The organism is Longispora albida DSM 44784, from assembly GCF_000379825.1.
GTDB classification, from domain to species: Bacteria; Actinomycetota; Actinomycetes; order Mycobacteriales; family Micromonosporaceae; genus Longispora; species Longispora albida.
The window spans coordinates 223,474-240,529 of sequence record NZ_KB903814.1 but is presented as its reverse complement, the minus strand read 5'-3'; the positions used below and the strand labels follow the sequence as shown (position 1 = coordinate 240,529).

At 70.0% G+C, this 17,056-nt stretch carries 20 protein-coding genes; 10 read left to right on the top strand and 10 right to left on the bottom strand.

What is annotated here, in order from left to right; genetic code table 11:
• Nucleotides 1–40 precede the first annotated feature (40 nt).
• Nucleotides 41–487, bottom strand: coding sequence for a DUF6326 family protein (locus tag A3G1_RS0105405; RefSeq protein ID WP_018348450.1), 447 nt, complete (start codon nucleotides 485–487; stop codon nucleotides 41–43).
• Nucleotides 488–648: 161 nt separating this feature from the next.
• Here A3G1_RS0105405 and A3G1_RS0105400 point away from each other — a divergent pair, with 161 nt between their 5' ends.
• Together A3G1_RS0105400 and A3G1_RS0105395 are read left to right on the top strand one after the other, a co-directional pair.
• Nucleotides 649–1,800: a sensor histidine kinase gene (locus A3G1_RS0105400; RefSeq protein WP_018348449.1), complete on the top strand. Its 1,152-nt coding sequence runs from the start codon at nucleotides 649–651 to the stop codon at nucleotides 1,798–1,800.
• Nucleotides 1,797–2,444, top strand: a complete 648-nt coding sequence (locus A3G1_RS0105395) for a response regulator (protein ID WP_018348448.1) — start codon at nucleotides 1,797–1,799, stop codon at nucleotides 2,442–2,444. The genes A3G1_RS0105400 and A3G1_RS0105395 overlap by 4 nt, the downstream gene beginning before the upstream one ends.
• A gap of 24 nt (nucleotides 2,445–2,468) precedes the next feature.
• Here the strand turns inward: A3G1_RS0105395 and A3G1_RS0105390 are convergent, their stop codons facing one another.
• Together A3G1_RS0105390 and A3G1_RS0105385 are read right to left on the bottom strand one after the other, a co-directional pair.
• Nucleotides 2,469–3,749: a cytochrome P450 gene (locus A3G1_RS0105390; protein WP_018348447.1), complete on the bottom strand. Its 1,281-nt coding sequence runs from the start codon at nucleotides 3,747–3,749 to the stop codon at nucleotides 2,469–2,471.
• The gene (locus A3G1_RS0105385) at nucleotides 3,746–5,179 is read right to left on the bottom strand and encodes a prenyltransferase/squalene oxidase repeat-containing protein (RefSeq protein ID WP_018348446.1); all 1,434 of its coding nucleotides are present in this window, start codon (nucleotides 5,177–5,179) and stop codon (nucleotides 3,746–3,748) included. Before A3G1_RS0105385 ends, A3G1_RS0105390 begins: the two co-directional genes overlap by 4 nt.
• Before the next feature lie 309 nt (nucleotides 5,180–5,488).
• On the opposite strand from A3G1_RS0105385, the gene A3G1_RS33285 reads away from it, so the two are divergent.
• From A3G1_RS33285 to A3G1_RS38170, 5 genes are read left to right on the top strand one after another with little or no spacing between them, the layout of a single operon-like run.
• Nucleotides 5,489–7,897: a sensor histidine kinase gene (locus tag A3G1_RS33285; RefSeq protein ID WP_018348445.1), complete on the top strand. Its 2,409-nt coding sequence runs from the start codon at nucleotides 5,489–5,491 to the stop codon at nucleotides 7,895–7,897.
• Nucleotides 7,898–7,908: 11 nt separating this feature from the next.
• Complete coding sequence (locus A3G1_RS0105375; protein ID WP_018348444.1) at nucleotides 7,909–8,334, top strand: roadblock/LC7 domain-containing protein; 426 nt, start codon at nucleotides 7,909–7,911, stop codon at nucleotides 8,332–8,334.
• Complete coding sequence (locus A3G1_RS0105370) at nucleotides 8,331–8,699, top strand: DUF742 domain-containing protein (RefSeq protein ID WP_018348443.1); 369 nt, start codon at nucleotides 8,331–8,333, stop codon at nucleotides 8,697–8,699. The genes A3G1_RS0105375 and A3G1_RS0105370 overlap by 4 nt, the downstream gene beginning before the upstream one ends.
• Nucleotides 8,680–9,267, top strand: coding sequence for a GTP-binding protein (locus A3G1_RS0105365; protein WP_018348442.1), 588 nt, complete (start codon nucleotides 8,680–8,682; stop codon nucleotides 9,265–9,267). The genes A3G1_RS0105370 and A3G1_RS0105365 overlap by 20 nt, the downstream gene beginning before the upstream one ends.
• A 55-nt stretch (nucleotides 9,268–9,322) precedes the next feature.
• Nucleotides 9,323–10,135 carry an HAD family hydrolase gene (locus A3G1_RS38170; RefSeq protein ID WP_018348441.1) on the top strand — a complete coding sequence of 271 codons (813 nt, stop codon included), beginning with the start codon at nucleotides 9,323–9,325 and terminating at the stop codon, nucleotides 10,133–10,135.
• A gap of 5 nt (nucleotides 10,136–10,140) precedes the next feature.
• Here A3G1_RS38170 and A3G1_RS0105355 read toward each other — a convergent pair whose 3' ends face one another.
• Nucleotides 10,141–10,827 (bottom strand): DUF6882 domain-containing protein, encoded by a 687-nt coding sequence (locus A3G1_RS0105355; protein WP_018348440.1) that lies wholly within the window; start codon nucleotides 10,825–10,827, stop codon nucleotides 10,141–10,143.
• 120 nt (nucleotides 10,828–10,947) lie between these two features.
• On the opposite strand from A3G1_RS0105355, the gene A3G1_RS0105350 reads away from it, so the two are divergent.
• A complete protein-coding gene (locus tag A3G1_RS0105350) occupies nucleotides 10,948–11,181 on the top strand; it encodes an ATP synthase subunit c family protein (protein ID WP_018348439.1) in 234 nt (77 codons plus the stop codon).
• Nucleotides 11,182–11,265: 84 nt separating this feature from the next.
• Here the strand turns inward: A3G1_RS0105350 and A3G1_RS0105345 are convergent, their stop codons facing one another.
• Nucleotides 11,266–11,676: a VOC family protein gene (locus A3G1_RS0105345; RefSeq protein WP_026211834.1), complete on the bottom strand. Its 411-nt coding sequence runs from the start codon at nucleotides 11,674–11,676 to the stop codon at nucleotides 11,266–11,268.
• 153 nt (nucleotides 11,677–11,829) lie between these two features.
• On the opposite strand from A3G1_RS0105345, the gene A3G1_RS33275 reads away from it, so the two are divergent.
• Both A3G1_RS33275 and A3G1_RS0105335 read left to right on the top strand, forming a co-directional pair.
• The gene (locus A3G1_RS33275) at nucleotides 11,830–13,122 is read left to right on the top strand and encodes an acyltransferase family protein (RefSeq protein WP_018348437.1); all 1,293 of its coding nucleotides are present in this window, start codon (nucleotides 11,830–11,832) and stop codon (nucleotides 13,120–13,122) included.
• Between the two features lie 70 nt (nucleotides 13,123–13,192).
• Nucleotides 13,193–13,645, top strand: coding sequence for a FecR family protein (locus tag A3G1_RS0105335; RefSeq protein ID WP_018348436.1), 453 nt, complete (start codon nucleotides 13,193–13,195; stop codon nucleotides 13,643–13,645).
• Nucleotides 13,646–13,875: 230 nt separating this feature from the next.
• On the opposite strand, the gene A3G1_RS0105330 is transcribed toward A3G1_RS0105335, so the two are convergent.
• From A3G1_RS0105330 to A3G1_RS0105310, 5 genes are all read right to left on the bottom strand, one after another.
• On the bottom strand, nucleotides 13,876–14,286 hold the full coding sequence (locus A3G1_RS0105330) for a hypothetical protein (RefSeq protein ID WP_018348435.1): 411 nt from the start codon (nucleotides 14,284–14,286) through the stop codon (nucleotides 13,876–13,878).
• Between the two features lie 511 nt (nucleotides 14,287–14,797).
• Nucleotides 14,798–14,995 carry a hypothetical protein gene (locus tag A3G1_RS0105325; protein WP_018348434.1) on the bottom strand — a complete coding sequence of 66 codons (198 nt, stop codon included), beginning with the start codon at nucleotides 14,993–14,995 and terminating at the stop codon, nucleotides 14,798–14,800.
• A gap of 322 nt (nucleotides 14,996–15,317) precedes the next feature.
• On the bottom strand, nucleotides 15,318–15,656 hold the full coding sequence (locus A3G1_RS33270; RefSeq protein WP_018348433.1) for an STAS domain-containing protein: 339 nt from the start codon (nucleotides 15,654–15,656) through the stop codon (nucleotides 15,318–15,320).
• Nucleotides 15,653–15,979: a hypothetical protein gene (locus A3G1_RS33265; RefSeq protein WP_018348432.1), complete on the bottom strand. Its 327-nt coding sequence runs from the start codon at nucleotides 15,977–15,979 to the stop codon at nucleotides 15,653–15,655. Before A3G1_RS33265 ends, A3G1_RS33270 begins: the two co-directional genes overlap by 4 nt.
• A 558-nt stretch (nucleotides 15,980–16,537) precedes the next feature.
• Nucleotides 16,538–16,948 carry a ribosomal maturation YjgA family protein gene (locus A3G1_RS0105310; protein WP_018348431.1) on the bottom strand — a complete coding sequence of 137 codons (411 nt, stop codon included), beginning with the start codon at nucleotides 16,946–16,948 and terminating at the stop codon, nucleotides 16,538–16,540.
• Nucleotides 16,949–17,056 lie beyond the last annotated feature (108 nt).

Genomic DNA, 17,056 nt, shown 5'->3' with positions numbered 1-17,056 from the left:
CTATCGGTGAAACTGGCCGCCGGACGCGCCGCGCGGGCAGTTACGCCTGCTGCGGCGTGCGGCGTGGCCAGGTCCAGGCCGAGCGCAGGACGAAGGCCAGGATCAGCACCTCGAGACCGATGGAGAGGGCGTAGAAGTAGGCGTAGGTCCACGTCTCCGACGCCGCGTTGAACACCGAGACGGGGATGTAGAGCGTGGCGACGACGAGGTTGACGATGCGGTTGACCCGGGCGGGCAGTGTCGCGGAGAGCAGGACCATGAGGGCCGGGATCGAGACGAGCGTGAGCCCGATACCGACAAAGGCCGGGCCGATGGTGAACTTGTGGACGACGCCGTCCAGCAGTTTGTCGAGGAAGCCGGGCTTGTACAGGGCGAAGTAGTCGACGTAGATGTAGAGGAACATGAAGCTGGTCCATGCCGCCGCGAGCTTGACCTGCACGGGCAGGCGCAGTTCTTCCAGCGTGCCCTGGGACTGAGGTGTTCTCATCACAATGCTCCTTGGCTCGATCAGGGGGGTGCTTTTACCTTCACGGATGGCGGCGGCGCGCACATTAGCCCCGGAGCCTGATCCGGCCTGTTCGCTGGCACACCCGGGCTCTTGTACTTTTGGCGGACACGCCGGGCACGCGGGCCGCCTAGGCTGATCGGATGGCCACCAACGCACTCCGCTCGCTGTGGGCCGAACCTCGGCCCGCGAACGCCCCGGACCTGGGGCCGCGGGACTGGGCCCTGGTCGCGGTACTGATCTGCTGGTCGGCGGTGGAAGCGGTGTTCCGCCAGGACCTGGCGCCAGGCCCGCTGCAGCTGCTCGCGGTGCTCGCGTTCCTCGGACCCCTGCTGTGGCGGCGCACGCACCCGCTCGCCGCGGTTGTGATCTCCTGCGGCACGCTGACGATCGTCGAGTTCGTCAGAATTCTCACCGGTTCGCAGGGCGCCATGGTGAACAGCACCCTCGCGGTGCTGATCCTGGCCTACGCCCTGTTCCGGTGGGGTTCCGGCCGCGAAGCCGCATGCGGCCTCGGCGTCATCCTGCTCTGGCTGGCCATCATGACCACCCGCGGCGCCGACGATGTCACCCCGGCGGAGGCGGTCGCTGGATACGCGTTCTTCCTGTTCGCCGGCGCGCTCGGTGCCGCGATCCGCTATCGCGCGAAGATCCGCGTCCGCGACATCGACCAGGCCAAGGCCCGCGAACGCGAACTGCTCGCTCGCGAGCTCCACGACACCGTGGCCCACCACGTCTCGGGCATCGCCATCCAGGCCCAGGCGGGACGTGCCATCGTGGCCTCCCACCCCGAGCGTGCCGCCGAGGCCCTGGCCGTCATCGAGGACGCCGCGACCCGAACCCTCACCGAGCTGCGCGCCATCGTGGGCGTGCTCCGCACACAGGACACCGGGTTCGCGCCCCAGCCCGGCGTGGCCGAGGTCGGGCAGCTCGCCACCGACGGCCGGGCGCTTCCCTGCGTCGAGGTGACGCTGGCCGGCGATTTCGACGACCTCAGCCCGGCGGTCGGGGCCGCGATCTACCGCCTGGCCCAGGAGTCGATCACCAACGCCCGGCGGCACGCCCGCCACGCGACCCAGGTCACCGTCGCCGTCACAGGTGACGCGGACCAGATACGGCTGACCATCGACGACGACGGCTCCTTCGCTGGCGGCCGCGCCGCCCCAGCGGGCTACGGCCTGGTGGGCATGCGGGAACGCGCCTCACTGCTCGGCGGTACCTTCCACGCTGGCCCCGCCGCCGAGCGGGGCTGGCGGGTGGAGGCGGTCCTGCCCCGGACGGGGACGCCGCGATGAGCATCAGGGTCCTCATCGCCGACGACCAGCCCATCGTGCGCAGCGGGCTGACGATGCTGCTCGACGCCCAGCCCGGCATCGAGGTGGTCGGCGCGGCCGCCGACGGGCGCGAGGCGGTCCGCCTGGCGCTCGAGCTGCGCCCCGACGTCGGCCTGTTCGACATCCGGATGCCGCTGATGGACGGCATCGAAGCCACCCGGCGCCTGGCGGGCCCCGACGTCGCCAACCCGTTGCCGATCGTGGTCATCACGACCTTCGACCTCGACGAGAATGTCCACGGGGCGCTCAAGGCCGGCGCCCGCGGGTTCCTGCTCAAGGACGCCGGGCCTGCCCTGCTGACGCAGGCCATCCACGCCGCCGCCGACGGGAACGCGCTGATCGCGCCCAGCGTGACTGTCCGGCTGCTCGCAGCGTTCGCCAGCGAGCAGACCTCACGGCCGAAGCAGCCGATAGAACCGCTCACCGCCCGTGAGGAGGAAGTCCTCGTGCCGGTGGCCCAGGGCCGCACCAACAACGAGATCGCCAGGGAGCTCTACATCACCCAGAGCACCGTCAAAGCGCACCTCGCCAGCCTCATGCGGAAGCTCGGCGCCCGGAACCGCGTCGAGGTCGCCATGTGGGCCCACGAGACCGGCCGCATCTGACGCCACACAGGTTCCCGAAGTGATTCAGGCCCGCCGTTCCAGCACGAGCGGCACGAAACCCTTGGGCCGCAGCGACAGCGCCCGGTCGGCCCGGATCGACTCGGATCCCGGTACCGACACCCGGAAGCGGCGGAGCATCGCGCTCACCACCATCTGGGCCTCCATGATGGACAGCCGCTGCCCGAGGCACTTGTGGACGCCTTCGCCGAAGGGGTACCAGGCGAACTGGTGGCGCTGCTTGTCCGGCGCGAAGCGCTCCGGGTCGAAGACCTCCGGGTCTGGCCACAGGTGCGGTAACCGGTGCGTGAGGAAGGGCGTGAGCACGATGTTGGCCCCGGCGGGGATGGCCACTCCCGCGATGGTGTCGGCCTCCCGCGCCTTGCGGGGGATCATCCAGCTCCCGGGATAGATCCTCAGCGTTTCCTGCAGGACCATCCAGGTGTACTGCATGGAGCGCGGGTCTGCCGCCGTGATCGCCTCGGCGGCCACCCGCTCGGCGACGGCCGGATGATGGTCGAGCAGGATCCAGAACCAGGACAGCGTGTGCCCGATCGTCTCGCTGCCCGCCACGAACATCGACACGACGTCGTCGCGGATCTGCTGGTCGGTGAGCCCGCCGCCGTACTCGTCGCGAGCCCGGCACAGCCGTGACACGAAGTCGTCGCCCGGCTCCCGGCGGGCGGCCTCGACCAGCGGGTAGATGATCGCGTCGATCGTGCGCAGCGCCGCGCGGAACTGGAGGTCGCCCGGCAGCGGGAACCACTGCGGCATGAACGACAGCACCAGCCGCGACCCGAGCGCCGACAACGCGCCGGAGATCGACCGGCCGAGCTGCTCGGCCTCGGGGAGCGTGATCCGGTTGCCGAAGAACGCGACCAGCAGCGCACGGTGGATGATCCGGGTCATGGCCTCGGTCAGGTCCACCTCCCGGTCATCGGGCAGCTCGTCGACGGCCTGCCCGATCGCGTCGGTCAGCAGGCCCATCACCGACCCGAGGTACGGGCCGGTGAACATCTTCTGCACGAGCCGCCGGCTGCGGTCCCACTCCGGCCCCTCGCCGGCCAGCCCGTTGCCCTCCAGCCGCTGGAGCTGGTCCCACATCAGGCCTTCCCTGGCGTAGTTGCCGGGGTTGCCGCGCAGCACGTACTGGACGTGGTCCGGATCGGTCACCAGGAAGGTCTTCGCGAGCCGTGGCCCGAGCCTGGCGACCACGGGGCCAGCCTGCCTGCCCAGCCGGGCCAGCCCGGCCGCCGGGTCGCTCCACAGCTGGGGCATCGCGGGGAGGAGCGGTACAGCTGTGGTCATGCGAGCGCCGCCAGCCGGGCGGCCCGGATCACGGTCACTGGCGCGTACAGGTCCTTGGCGTGCCACAGCGGGGGGTACTTCGCCGGATCGTCGTGTTCGCGCAGGTACTCCTGGCCCCGGGCAACGGCTTCCGCACTGTGCTGACCGCCGGCCGTCCGGAGCACCTGCACGGCGTAGGCGGTCTCCTCGATCGTCCCGCGCCACCGGCCCCACGAGCCGTCGCGCCGCTGCGTCGCCAGTACCCAGGCTGCTGCGGACTTCAGTGCCGGGCGGGCAGCCGGGCCACCCCGGGCCGCGAGGGCCAGGACGCAGCACGCTGTCGCGTAGTACGGCGAGGCGTGCCACTTGTCGAGCCAGCTCCCGTCGGCGTCCTGCTGGCCGAGCAGCCACCGCGCGACCATCGCCGCCTCGGAGGTGAATCCGGGGTGCCCGCCGAGCGCCTCCAGGACGTGTGCGTTGGTGCTGATCGACGGGTTGCGCTCGCCGGGGAAGCACTTGAAGTAGCTATCGGCCTGGTAGGACAGGAGGCAGCCGGGGCTGCGTGGCCTGCCGTGCAGCGCGAGCGCGTGGAGGACGGCTGCGGTGTCGTCGGCGTCCGGCGGGATGCCGGGTGCGGCGGGGGCGCCGTGCTCGCCGAGTGCGCGTTCCAGGCTGTCCAGGATGGCCGACGGGGCGGTCGCCTGCCCGGCGAGGCTCGCGAGCACCCAGGCCCGTTCGAAGAAGGTGATCGGGGTGACGCCTGGTACCGCGCCGTCGGAGTCCTGGATGCGGAGCAGGTACTGGGCGGCGGGTTCCTCAGCCGAAGCCTCGTCGCCCAGCCATGCCGCCGTCGCGGCTGGGGAACCAGCCACCGCGCCGTCGGCAGGCGTGATCCCGTGCGCGCGCCGGGCCGCCGGGCCGAGGATCTCCAGAGATGCCCACAACTTCGAGGGCAGGGAACGGCCGGGCTGCCGGAGCACCTCCAGCGCCGCCCCGTCGAACCCGCGCGGCAGCCCCACCCGGGTGCCCTCGTAGGCCGGCAGCGCCGCCAGATGGTCGTTGATGTCGCGCACGAGCGCCGGGACAATCAGCTCCACGGCGATGGTGTCCGGTACCGGTGCGCCGGCCGGCCGGGCCGCCAGCCAGCGCACCCCTGCCGCGGCGGCGCCGGCCACCCGGTCCTCGCCGGACCTGAGCCGCGCGAGCAGTGCCTCGGTCGCGCTGAGTGTCGGCACCACGGCGTACCCGTCGGCCTCACCCCAGCTCCCGTCGGCGGACTGGCTCCGCATCAGGTAGCTGATCCGGCGTTCGTGGCCGGGCAGCCCGGGTACGAGGGAAGCGAGCCTCGCGGTGTCGTAGACGGCGGGGGATACCGGGCCGGGACCCGCCGCGACCTGGGCTAACAGCGTCGACGCATCGTCCATGATGCCCGCCTCTCCGGTCACGGTCACCAGCAGTCACCGTCGCCTATGGACAGAGTAGTCGCTCCACCCGGCCAAACTTGTACCCAAGTTGATCGCCCCAGTGCAGTGACGCATCCCTCAGGCTCGCGCCCTTGACTCGGCATCGGACTTCTGGGCTTACCGTCCTAGCTGGAGGTTTAAGAAAGCTGTCTGAATCGCTTCCCAAACCTGGCTGCATGGCTGATTGTGAATTGGCACTCCCATTTGGCCGTCCACTTGTCCCGCTGCTAATGTCCAGGCGGCGGATAGGAATATCGCGGCTTATCCCTGAATGCGAACTATCTCCTGGACGGTGTGATGAAGTTCCGCAGCACCCGTGTGCGGACCAAGGTCGTCGCCTTGCTGCTCTCCCTGTTCGCGCTGTGGGCCTTCGCGGCCACCGTGACCCTCCGGGAAGGCCTCAACCTGCTGACGGTCAGCGCCCTCGCTGACAACCTTGGCAAGCCAGCCGAGAACCTGGTCGCCGCGCTCCAGCAGGAGCGCCGGCTGTCCCTTGTGGCCCTCGGCGGCGGCACGTCCGACCAGCGGTCGGCGCTGGCCACCCAGCGCGCGAAGACCGACGAGGCCCGGGCCACGTTCGTCCGGCAGGCCAAGGGCGACGCCGTCCAGAGCGACGCCTCCGAAGCCCTGGCCGCCCGGATCGACGAGACCGTCAAGCGCCTCGACGGCCTGGCCGGCACCCGGCAGACCGTCGACGCCGGCACGACCGACCGGACCAGGGCCGCCGCGTCCTACACGGACGTGATCGCCTCGGCGTTCCGCATCTACGGCTCACTGTCCACTCTGGACGACGAGGACATCGCCAAGCAGTCCCGGACACTGATCGCGCTGTCCCGCGCCCGTGAGGTGTACGCGCAGGAGGACGCACTCCTGGCCGGCGCGGCAGCCAGCCAGAAGTTCGCTTCCGGCGAGCCGGAGCAGTTCGTCGTCCTGGTCGGCACGCAGCGGTTCCTGTACGCCGAGGCTGCGGCCGAGCTGCCGGCCGAGTCGCGTGCCCGCTACGACCAGCTGATCAACGGCCAGGTGATGGCCGGGCTGCGCGCGATGGAGGACCGGATCGTCGAGCGGGCCAAGGTCGGCGCGACCCCGGCCGTCGACGCCGCCGCGTGGAAGGCAGCCACCGAGCAGGCCTTCACCGACCTGCGCGGCTTCGAGCTGGCCACAGCCGACAGCCTCGTCGAGGACGCCAAGCCCGCCGCGATCGGCGTGCTCATCCGGCTGGCACTGGCCGGTGGTCTCGGCCTGATCGCCGTCATCGCGTCCATCGTCATCTCCGTGACCACCGCCCGTACCCTCGCCGCCCAGCTCCAGCGGCTGCGCGAGGCGGCGTGGGAGCTGGCGACCACCCGGCTGCCCGGCGTGGTCGAGCGGCTCCGGCGCGGCGAGGAGGTGGACGTCGGCAGGGAGGCCCCGCCGCTGCCCATCGGCTCCGACGACGAGATCGGCCAGCTCGGCCGGGCGTTCAACGCCGTGCAGCAGACCGCGATCGAGACCGCCGTCGAGCAGGCCCAGCTCCGCCAGGGCGTCCGCGACGTGTTCCTCAGCCTCGCCCGCCGCACGCAGGCGCTCGTGCACCGCCAGCTCCGGCTGCTCGACGTCATGGAGCGCCGCGAGAACAACAACCCGGAGGAACTGGCCGACCTCTTCCGCGTCGACCACCTCGCCACCCGCATGCGCCGTAACGCCGAGAACCTGATCGTCCTCTCCGGAGCGACGGCAGGCCGTGGCTGGCGCAACCCGATCCCGCTCGTCGACGTCATCCGTGGCGCGCTGGGCGAGGTCGAGGACTACGAACGGGTCCGCGTCATGCCGGCGGGCAACGCCGCTCTGGCCGGGCGGGCCGTGGGTGACGTCATCCACCTGCTCGCCGAGCTGATCGAGAACGCGACGGCATACTCGCCGCCGGACACCGCAGTGCACATCACCGGCCAGCGCGTCGCCAACGGCTTCGTCGTCGAGGTCGAGGACCGTGGCCTCGGCATGAAGCCCGAGGACCTGGCCGCGGCCAACGAGCGGCTGAAGAACCCGCCGGAGTTCAAGCTCACCGGCAGCGCGCACCTCGGCCTGTACGTGGTCGGCCGCCTGGCCACCCGCCACGACATCCAGGTGCAGCTCCGCGACTCGCCGTACGGGGGCACGACGGCCATCGTGCTCATCCCCGGCGCGCTGGTCGTCGACAACCTCACCGGCGCCCCGGCACCCGAGCAGGCCCCGCCGGCCGAGGAGAAGGTACCCCGTCCCGGGCGCGCGGCACTGCGCACGATGGACACCCTGCCCCGGCCGCGTGCCGAGGCTCCCGTGCAGGCCGTGCCGCTGCAGGCGATCCCGGTACCCCAGGTGCCGGAGCCCGTGGCGGCCCGGCACGCGCTGACCGCGACGAGTACCGCCACAGCGACCACGGCCGCACCCGAGCGGCCGTCCGGTCCAGCAGAGGGGGCTGACGTGGCACTCACACCTTCCGGCCTCCCGCGCCGGGTACGCCAGGCCAGCCTGGCCGCGCCCCTGCGGGACCAGCAGGCCTCCGAGCCCGGCCCGGTACCAGAGCCGAGCACCCGCAGGCCAGAAGACATCCGCGCCATGATCGGCTCGTACCAGCGAGCCACCCGCAAGGGCCGCAGGGACGCGGAGGCCGCCGACTCGGCGGCTGGGGAGACATCGGCAGACCAGGCGGCCGCTGCGGGCTCCGACGAGCCTCAGCAGGCATAGGGAGACAGCTCATGGCACCACAGAAGACCAGTGCGGTCCGCGACCTCACCTGGCTGCTCGACGATCTCGTTGACCGGGTCGCGCACGCCAGGCAGGCTGTCGTGCTGTCCGCCGACGGCCTGCTGATCGCCGCGTCCAGCGGCCTGGAACGCGAGGACGCCGACCACCTGTCGGCGGTGGCGGCCGGGTTCCAGAGCCTGGCCAGGGGAGCCGGCCGGCACTTCGGCGGCGGGTCGGTCCGGCAGACCATCATCGAGATGGACTCGGCGTTCCTCTTCGTCACCGCCGCCGGCCACGGCGCGTGCCTGGCCGTGCTCGGTACCGAGGACGCGGACATCGGCCTCATCGCCTACGAGATGGCCATGCTGGTGGCCCGGGTCGGCCAGTACCTGGCCACGACCTCCCGCACGCCGGTGCCCTCCGAGGCGGCCCGATGACCGAGTGGCTGGACGAGGAGGCAGGCCCTGTCGTCCGGCCGTACGCGATGACCCGTGGCCGGACCCGCCCGGTCGGCGGTGACTTCGACCTGATCGCGATCGTGATGGCCACTGGCTCGGCGTCCGAGGCCGGGGCAGGGGCCGGGCTCGAACCGGAGCACGTCGCGATCCTCGACCTGTGCCGCAGGCCGCTGTCGGTCGCGGAGATCTCGGCGCACCTGGACCTGCCGGTGGGCATCGTCCGGGTGCTGCTGGGCGATCTTCAGACCTCCGGCCTGGTACTCACCCGGGCCCCGCAGCCCGCGATGGAACAGCCCAGCAAGCGTGTACTCCTGGCGGTGATCGATGGTCTCCGGGCACTCTGAGGCGGGGCAGGGCCCGCTGCCCACAGCGGTCAAGATCCTGGTGGCCGGCGGGTTCGGCGCAGGCAAGACGACGCTGGTCGGCGCGGTCAGCGAGATCCGGCCGCTGCGCACGGAGGAGACGATCACCGAGGAGAGCACGGGGATCGACGACCTGTCCGGTGTGGAGCGCAAGTCGACGACCACGGTCGCGATGGACTTCGGCCGGATCACGATCAACTCCGAGCTGGTGCTGTACCTGTTCGGCACCCCCGGCCAGGACCGGTTCTGGTTCGTGTGGGACGAGCTGGCGCTCGGCGCGATCGGCGCCGTCGTGCTGGCCGACACCCGCCGCCTGCCGGACTGCTTCCCGTCGATCGACTACTTCGAGCGCCGCAACACCCCGTTCATCGTCGCGGTGAACTGTTTCGACGGCGCCGCCCGCCACGATCCCGACGAGGTGCGCGCGGCCCTCGACATCGACGCGAGCGTGCCGGTGATGCTCTGCGACGCGCGCCGGAAGGAGTCCAGCAAGGAAGTGCTGATCGCCCTGATTCAGCACGTCGTGGAGTCCGAGGCCGTTTCGGTCTGACAGATCACTGTGTACTGGCAGGCGCGAACCGCTTGTCCTCTGTCAGGATTCCGGCATGGAACGCCCCTCGGTACCGCAGGCTGTCGTCACCGACCTCGACGGCACGATCGTCCGGCGGGACGGGTCGGTCAGCCCCGCGACCCTGGCCGCTGCCGCTGAGCTCCGGGAGCGCGGAGTCCCGCTGGTCGCGGTGACGGCCCGCACCCCGGCAGGCGTGCGCGCCCTCGGCCAGCTCCAGCCGCACCTGACGCTGGCGGTGTGCTGCACGGGCGCGATGGGCTGGTCTCCCGGTACCGGCGAAGTGCTGTGGCAGGACAACCTGGCGGGCGCGGCGGTCAGGACCATCATCGGCCTGGTGCGTGAACACCTGCCGGAGGCGGGCGCGAGCGGCTACGACGGCCGCAGCTGGGCGCTCACCGGCGGCTATGTCGCGGCGCGGGGCAAGGCGCCCAACGGCCCGTACGAGGTGGTGCCCGCCGCCGAGATCGCTGAACGCCCCGCGTGTGCGCTGGCGGTCTGCGACCCCGGCCGCCACGCCCAGGACGTGGCCGGGTTGCTGGTGTCGGCAGGCGTCACCGCCGAGCACGCGACCCTCAGCTACGCCAACCCGCGCATCGTGGACATCGCCCCGCCGCGCACCGACAAGTTCACTGGTGCCAGCCGAGCCCTCGGCCTGCTTGGCATCGAACCCGCCAGCACCATCGCTTTCGGTGACATGCCCAATGACGTGCCGCTGTTCCGGCTGGGTGGCCAGGCGGTCGCGGTCGGCAACGCGCATCCGGAGCTGCTCGCGGCGGCCACCGCTGTCACGGCCAGCGTCGACGACGACGGCTTCGCGCGGCATCTCACCAGGCTCGGCGTCATCTAGGAGCGTCAGGCCATGCTCGGGCCGATCCACTGGAGGCGGTTGCTGGCGTAGTGCAGGGACATCCCGCCCGTGGCGAACCTGATGCTGAGCCCGCCGGGGATCTGGGTCCAGCGGCCGCCGAGCGCCTCGGCGTAGTGTGCGGCGATCTCCATCTGGTCGAGGTCGGGGAAGTAAGCGGCTGCGAGGCTGAGGACCTGCTGGGCGAGTTCCGGGGCCGGTTCCTGGGGTGCGGGCAGCGCGGGGTCGTCGGTGAGCACGAAGAAGCCGCCGCCGTGCCGCATCTTGAAGCCGTAGCTGCCCCGGGCGCCGAGTACGCCGAGTGCGACGACCAGGAGGCGGGTGGCCGCGTCGTTCAGGTCGTCCCAGTCGCCGAGCCGCACGCCGCTGGTGGCGAACTCGGGGATGTCGTGGTCGATCCCGTACAGGCGCAGCCGCCAGGAGGCCTCCTTCGTCCACGGCCACGGTTCCAGTGAGCTGTCCGCCCAGCACCAGGCCAGGACTCCGTGCTCGGGCAGGGTCGTGCCGATCGGCATCATCGGGAGGGTGCGCTCGCCGATGGTGAAGGTCCGGTCCTCGAAGCTGTGCCGCCAGGCCCCGTGCCCGATCTCGGCGTCGAAGGCGAGGGACTGGTGGGCGGCGTAGGCGACGTGGCGGACTGCCAGCTGCTCGAACTGTGTGCTGAACCGGGACATGATCGGATTATGGCCAGTGCCCGCCAGCCGGGAAAACCACTGTCCTTTGCGGACTGATCGATGCCACACTCTGCGCGGGATCCCTCACTCGCCGTACATGACGAACAGGAGGAACCTGCCATGACCATCAACCTTCTCGCCAGCGCCGCCAGCTCCGCGATCGACCTCGGCCCGGTCGGGTACGGCCTGGCCGCCATCGGTCCCGGCATCGGCCTCGGCATGATCTTCTCCGCCTACATCCAGTCGACCGCCCGGCAGCCCGAGTCGGCCAAGAACACCAAGATGTTCCTGTTCATGGGCTTCACGATGGTCGAGGCGCTCGCCCTGCTGGGCCTGGCCATGAGCGTCATCTGATCCGTACCGCCCAGGTACCCTCCCCGGCGCGGAGGAACTCGAGGACCGCGATGTTCACTCCGCGCCGGTGTGCGCCGCCTGCCGTCAGGACAGGTCGGGGCTGGGTTCGCCGAGTTCGGTGAACAGGGTGAGCTGGAGGCCCGCCGGGCCCTCCAGCCGGGAGTTCAGCGAGTTCCACGGGGTCTGGACGGGTTCGGCGATCACGGTCGCGCCGGCCTCGGCGAGCCGGACGGTGCTGGCCGCCGAGTCGTCGACCTCGAACGCGACCCGGATGTGCCCGGCGACCCGCTGGCCGACCTCCACCCGGTCGATGTAGACGGCGTGCTTCGGGTCGGTGATCTCCAGGGTGGCCCGGCCGGCGTCCAGGATGGTCACCCGGCCGTCGGCGGAGGAGTAGGCCTCCTCCTCCGCGAGGCCCAGCACGTCACGGTAAAAGTGCAGCGCCTGCTCGTAGTCCTCTGCGGTCACTACCAGGCGCATCTGCCGAACTGTCATGATCAGACCATAGGCCGCGCGGTACCCGTCAGACAGTGATCTTCACCGCGCGCCGGTCGGGCTGCCCGGAGGCTGGTGGTACCGCTAGCGGTACCGCGAACAGTCGTGGCTGCGGGATCGAGACCGGCGGCCCGGTCCGGAAGTCTCAGACGCATGGGCACAGCTACCTCAAGGGACCGGTTCGTCGACGCGACGCGGGCCATCGGCACCGTCGCCGTGGTGCTCCTGCACTGGCTCATGCCGGTCGTGACCTGGGACGGGAACCGGCTCGGTGTCGGCAACGCCCTCACCTTCGACGGCGGCTGGCTCATCACATGGGTCGTGCAGATCATGCCGCTGATGTTCTTCGCGGCCGGCTGCGCGACGTACGGGTCCCTCCGCCGCGCCACCGACGGCTGGTCGTTCCTGCGCCGCCGCCTGTCGCGGCTGCTGTGGCCGGTCGGAGTCTTCCTCGTCGCGTGGGCTGTGGCCGGCCCGCTGCTGGTCGCGGCCGGGGTGCCGTGGCAAGCTGTCCGGCGCGCCGCTGGCACGGCACCGCAGCTGCTCTGGTTCGTGGCCGTGTACCTGCTGGTCCTCGCCTGCGCCCCGGTTCTCGGCCGCCTGCACGACAGGTACCGGTGGCGGGTTCCTGCCCTGCTCGCCGCCGGGGCGATCGTGGTCGACATCGCCCGTTTCAGTACTGGCATCACCGAACTCGGGTACCTCAACGCGCTGTTCGTCTGGCTGATCCCGCACCAGCTCGGGTACTTCTACGCCGACGGCACGTTCGCCCGCTGGCCGGCCCGCCGCCTCGCGCTGATCGCGGCCGGAGGCGTGACCGCGCTCGCGGTACTCGTCGTGGCCGGCCCGTATCCCGCGAGCATGATCGGCATGCCGGGCGACGCGATGTCCAACATGAACCCGCCGACGGTGTGCCTCGTCGCGCTGACCACCTACCAGATCGCCATCGCGCTCCTGCTCAGGCCCGTGCTGAGCCGGCTGCCGGAGCGCCCGGTCGCGTGGCTGCAACGGCACAGCATGACCGTGTACCTCTGGCACCTCACAGCGGCGTTCCTGGTCTTCGGGGTACTCCTGCTCGGCTTCGGCGCGCGCCTGCCGGAACCGGGGACGGCCGGCTGGTGGCTCACCCGCCCGCTGTGGCTGGCCGGGCTCGGGCTCGTGCTCGCGATCTTCGTGTGGGCCTTCCGCTGGGCGGAGCAGCGGGAGGTGCGGCTGCCGAGGCCGAGGGCCGGGGTGCTCGGGTACGCCGGCTTCGCGTGCCTGCTCACGGGGCTGCTGCTGGTCGTGACCGCTGGTACGCTGCCGCCGCTCGACCAGGGGCTCCACGTGGTACTGCGCAGCGACCAGGCCCTCGCCGTACTGCTCGGCGCGCTCGGTGTCGCCCTCGGAGTCCTGGCCCGCCGGCCCCAGCTCCGCGACGCCCGGCCCTCCACAGTGGAGTTGTAGCGGGCTTGCCGCGTACGGTAAATTTTCCTCCATCTATGCGCCAGTCCTCGTGGCCGGATCGGGGTACCAGATGAGCAGCTACTACCCGGGAGACCAGCAGCCGGAACCCAGCTGGCAGCAGGAGCCGCAGTACTGGGCGACCATGCCACAGCAGGCCGTGCCGCAGCAGTCCCAGCGCAGGCGCGGTGGGATGGGCTTCGCGATCGCGGCGGCCGTGTTCCTCGTCCTGGCCCTGATCTTCGTGCCACTGTTCCTGTCCGAACGCTCAGCCCACGAGAAGACCCGCGCCCAGGTGGCGGCCAAGGAGAAGAGCCTGTCCGACACCAGCAAGTCCCTTGAGGAACAGAAGGGCAAAGTAACCCAGCTGGAGAAGGACAAGCAGGCCCAGGCGACCGAACTGGAAGAACTGCGCAAGTGCAAGCAGGCTGCCAAGGACTCGATCGCCGGCGTCGCGGCGAAGGACGACCCCAAGACGAAAGACGCGATAGACCGGATGTTCAAACACTGCGACGCGGACCGCTGACTAACCGGCCAGCCGGCTTGGGACGCTTCCCTGGCGGGCGAGTCTGCTACCCATTGATTCCTGGGCGTGCCCGCTCGTGAGCAGGAACGCCGCGTCTGCTGCGACCACGGTGAAAGGTGCATCCTGCCGTGGCGCCCATGACGGTAGTCGTGACGCCGGCGCTGGATTCTCGTCGTTGTTTCACCAGGGCTAGTGTCCTGTGCACTGCTCGGCCGCATTCCTCGGCAAGGTCACGCGGTCGGCTTCCATAGGGTTCCAGCCACCTCGAAACGGTCCATCTCCCCGTCACGGTCCCGCGTCACGATGATGGTCGCGACCCCTACGCGATTCTTTGAGGTCCTCACGCACACTGTCATCCCGGATGACTTCTGATCCCAGGTGAGAGGGACGCCGACGTAGGTGGTCTTGTTCCGGCAGGTCTTGTAGTTCGGTGTCTCCTCTGGGGCGACGAGCGCGATGACGCTGCCGTTGCCGCCGGACACTCCGTTCCTCGTGACGAGGATCTCCGAGAGCGACTCCACGCCGGTCGTGAACCAGGAACGCTGGGACTCGATGTTCAGAGTGATGCCAATGCCCGCGCTCAGTGACACCTTGCCGGAGCTGTAGGAATCGGGGTCTGGCTCTGCTGGCGACGGCGTCACGCGGGGCTGAGCGCCATCCGGTGAAGATGGTATCGACACCTCACAATGGTCGCGATCACGCCCGCCTTGCTCCAAGGACCCTCTCCGCTCACTGAACCTCCATTTCGCAGTGCCTGCCAGTGCCGGTGCCGGGCTGGCTGCGCCGGCCGCGCTCGAAGAGCTGGCCTGGCGGGCCCTCGACCGGAGGTCTCTCACGTCTGCGCGCGCTGGTTGATCTGCCGGGTCGCTTACTGATCTACCTGGCCGAGCCGGTCATCCGGCCGGAATGCGGCTTGTCAAGGATCATCCCCACGCGGGTCCGATATGGCCCCTAAGGTTACCTGTGCCTCGGGTCGAGCGGAGGCAAGGATTCGAGGCTGATCGATGGAAACGCCCAGCCGGTGATTCTGGTAAGCGACGCCTCGCCCCGGCTGGACGCTGTCAGCGCCACCAGGGGATTGCGCTGACGGAACTGTCCGGGTACTCCAGATCCCCGACGACAGCCCGGCCCAGGGATCACCTCGCAGTGGGGCTACCTGCGTAACCGGCCAGCCCTTTCGGCGACCTTGCCGTCCGGATTCACCACGACGGCTTCAATTTTCCAGCCAGCTGCAGACGAACAGGTGTTCAGTAGCATGTGGCGGACCATGTAGTCCCCCGGCGGCCAGGAGTAGTCCACGAGGTACAGCCGCTTCACGTCCTGCGGCCGCTCGGCCGCCGAGCTCCGCATGCTCCGGATCAGTGCGTTGGCCAGGAATTGTGACCTGCCGAAGGTTGGCGGGATGATCAGCGGAACCCATGGCCGGCCTGCATCTCGACGTGCGCCAGGTCCGAGCAGCCAGCCGCGTCAACCTTCGCGGGCGAAGACGAGTTCGTTGCTTCTGCGTGCCCTGCCTGCGAGGCGTGAGTATGGGCCTCATGGTCGGCCACGGCTAGCGGTACGTCCGGGGCGGTAGGTGACTGCCGCCTGTGAGATGGACCGGCGACCGGGAAGACTGCGCGAGGGCCGTCGGCGGTGATGGGCGTGCCGGGCTCAGCCAACGTGGTGTGGTTCAGGTGGTGGTATCGGGTTCGGGGAGCCCAGTGAGGATGGTCCATACGCCGGTGTTCTGGAGGACGCGGGCGACGATGCCGGAGGCGCCGGTGACGGTGAGGATGGTGCGGCGTTCGAAGGCGGTGTTGCGTGCGGCGATGAGGACGCCGATGCCGCCGGAGTCGAGCATCTGGCAGCTGGTGAGGTCGACGGTGACGGTTTTGACGCCTGGCTCGAGGGTCTGGTGGATGACGCGGTAGAGGGTGTCGTGGACGGCGAGGTCGATGTGGCCCGTGACCCAGACGTGGGCGTCGGGGCCGATGGTGGTGGCGGTGACGGTCGGCGCGAGAGTGGTCACGGCTGGATCCTCTCGGTGCTCACGGGATTCAGGCCGGTGGCGGAAGCGACGGCGGCGATGTCGTCGGCGTCGAAGGCGCTGCGTACTCCGGACACGGACATGCCGCACACCTCGGCCAGTTCCGACAGGGTGTAGGGGTGGGGCGCGGCGAAGTGCCGGGCGTAGGCGAGCAGTTCGCGCATCTGCGCGTCGGCGAGCTCGCGGCGGGCGTGCGCGGCGGCCAGGGCGGTCAGCAGCGGCTCGCTCTTGCCGGATTCCGGCTGTGGTTCGCGTTCCCGGTCGAGGATTGCGTCAACATCGCGGGCTATGCGCTGCAAAGTCATGCATTGCACTGTCCTCCGGCTTGTGCGGTGACCGCAAGAACCTGAGTGTGCCGCAATCGGGCTGAGAGCAAGCACACGAGACACCACGGCGCTCAGCCTGTGGTGTGCTTGTGCAGGTCAGCACAGTTTTGGGAACTGGGAGGTCGGCACGCAGCGGGCGAGCACGGGGCCGTCGTGGTTTCCAGGACGCCGACGGGCAGTGGATCAAGCGCCGGTACGCAGGCGCTGCCGTGGCGGCTGCGATGGTCTGCCTGCGGAGCTGGTAACCGAGCGGCAGATCCCGGACGGCGTGGCCCTGGAGTGATACACGCTCACGGCACCCTACCGGCGGGCCTAGCCTGAATGAGCAGGACCAGACCGGCTGCTGATCGTTCTCCAGCCTCCAGTACTCCTGGCCCTGCCAGTGGATGCCGCTGCCGGACGACGCACAACGGCGCGGTGAGGTGCCGCCAGGTCATCTGTGAGGGTGTCCGCCTAGCGCACCGAGCCGGGGTGTTTTCCCGTGCCGCAGAGTTGGGACCTTTAAGGACAGAACCATGCGCCTCTAGTTCGGGAGACTCAGCTGGGTGCCGGGTCTGTTTGGGAACGTGTGCGGGCACGGAGGAACCAGTGCGCGGCGGCCAATGGGATGACGCCGATGGGGTACCAGGCAACATCTATGAGGTCGAACTGGGCGCCTAGCAGCTGGCGTGCGAGCCAGTTGCGCTGGGAGAGTGCTGCGGGTATCGGGGTGAGCTGTGCGAACTCGATGAACCAGCAGTAGGCGATCGCGGCGCTGGCTGCGGGCAGCGGGGAGATCTGTGGCCGTATGAAGATCACTATCGTGTAGACGATGGCCGCGGACAAGGCAGCGCCTGAGTACTGTCCGATGGGCCCGTCCATCGTGGCGCGGATCGCGTAGGCCGCGCCTGTGAAGCTGGCGGCCGATACCACCATCAGCAGCCGGGTCCAGCGCACTGCGAGCGACATCGAGCAATCATAGGTGGCAGTGTGGCGCATGCTACCCAGCCGGCCAACTGGATGATGGAAAAGCCCTGTGCGGGGGCGGGTTACGGTCTCCCGTTCCCACCCCCGCGC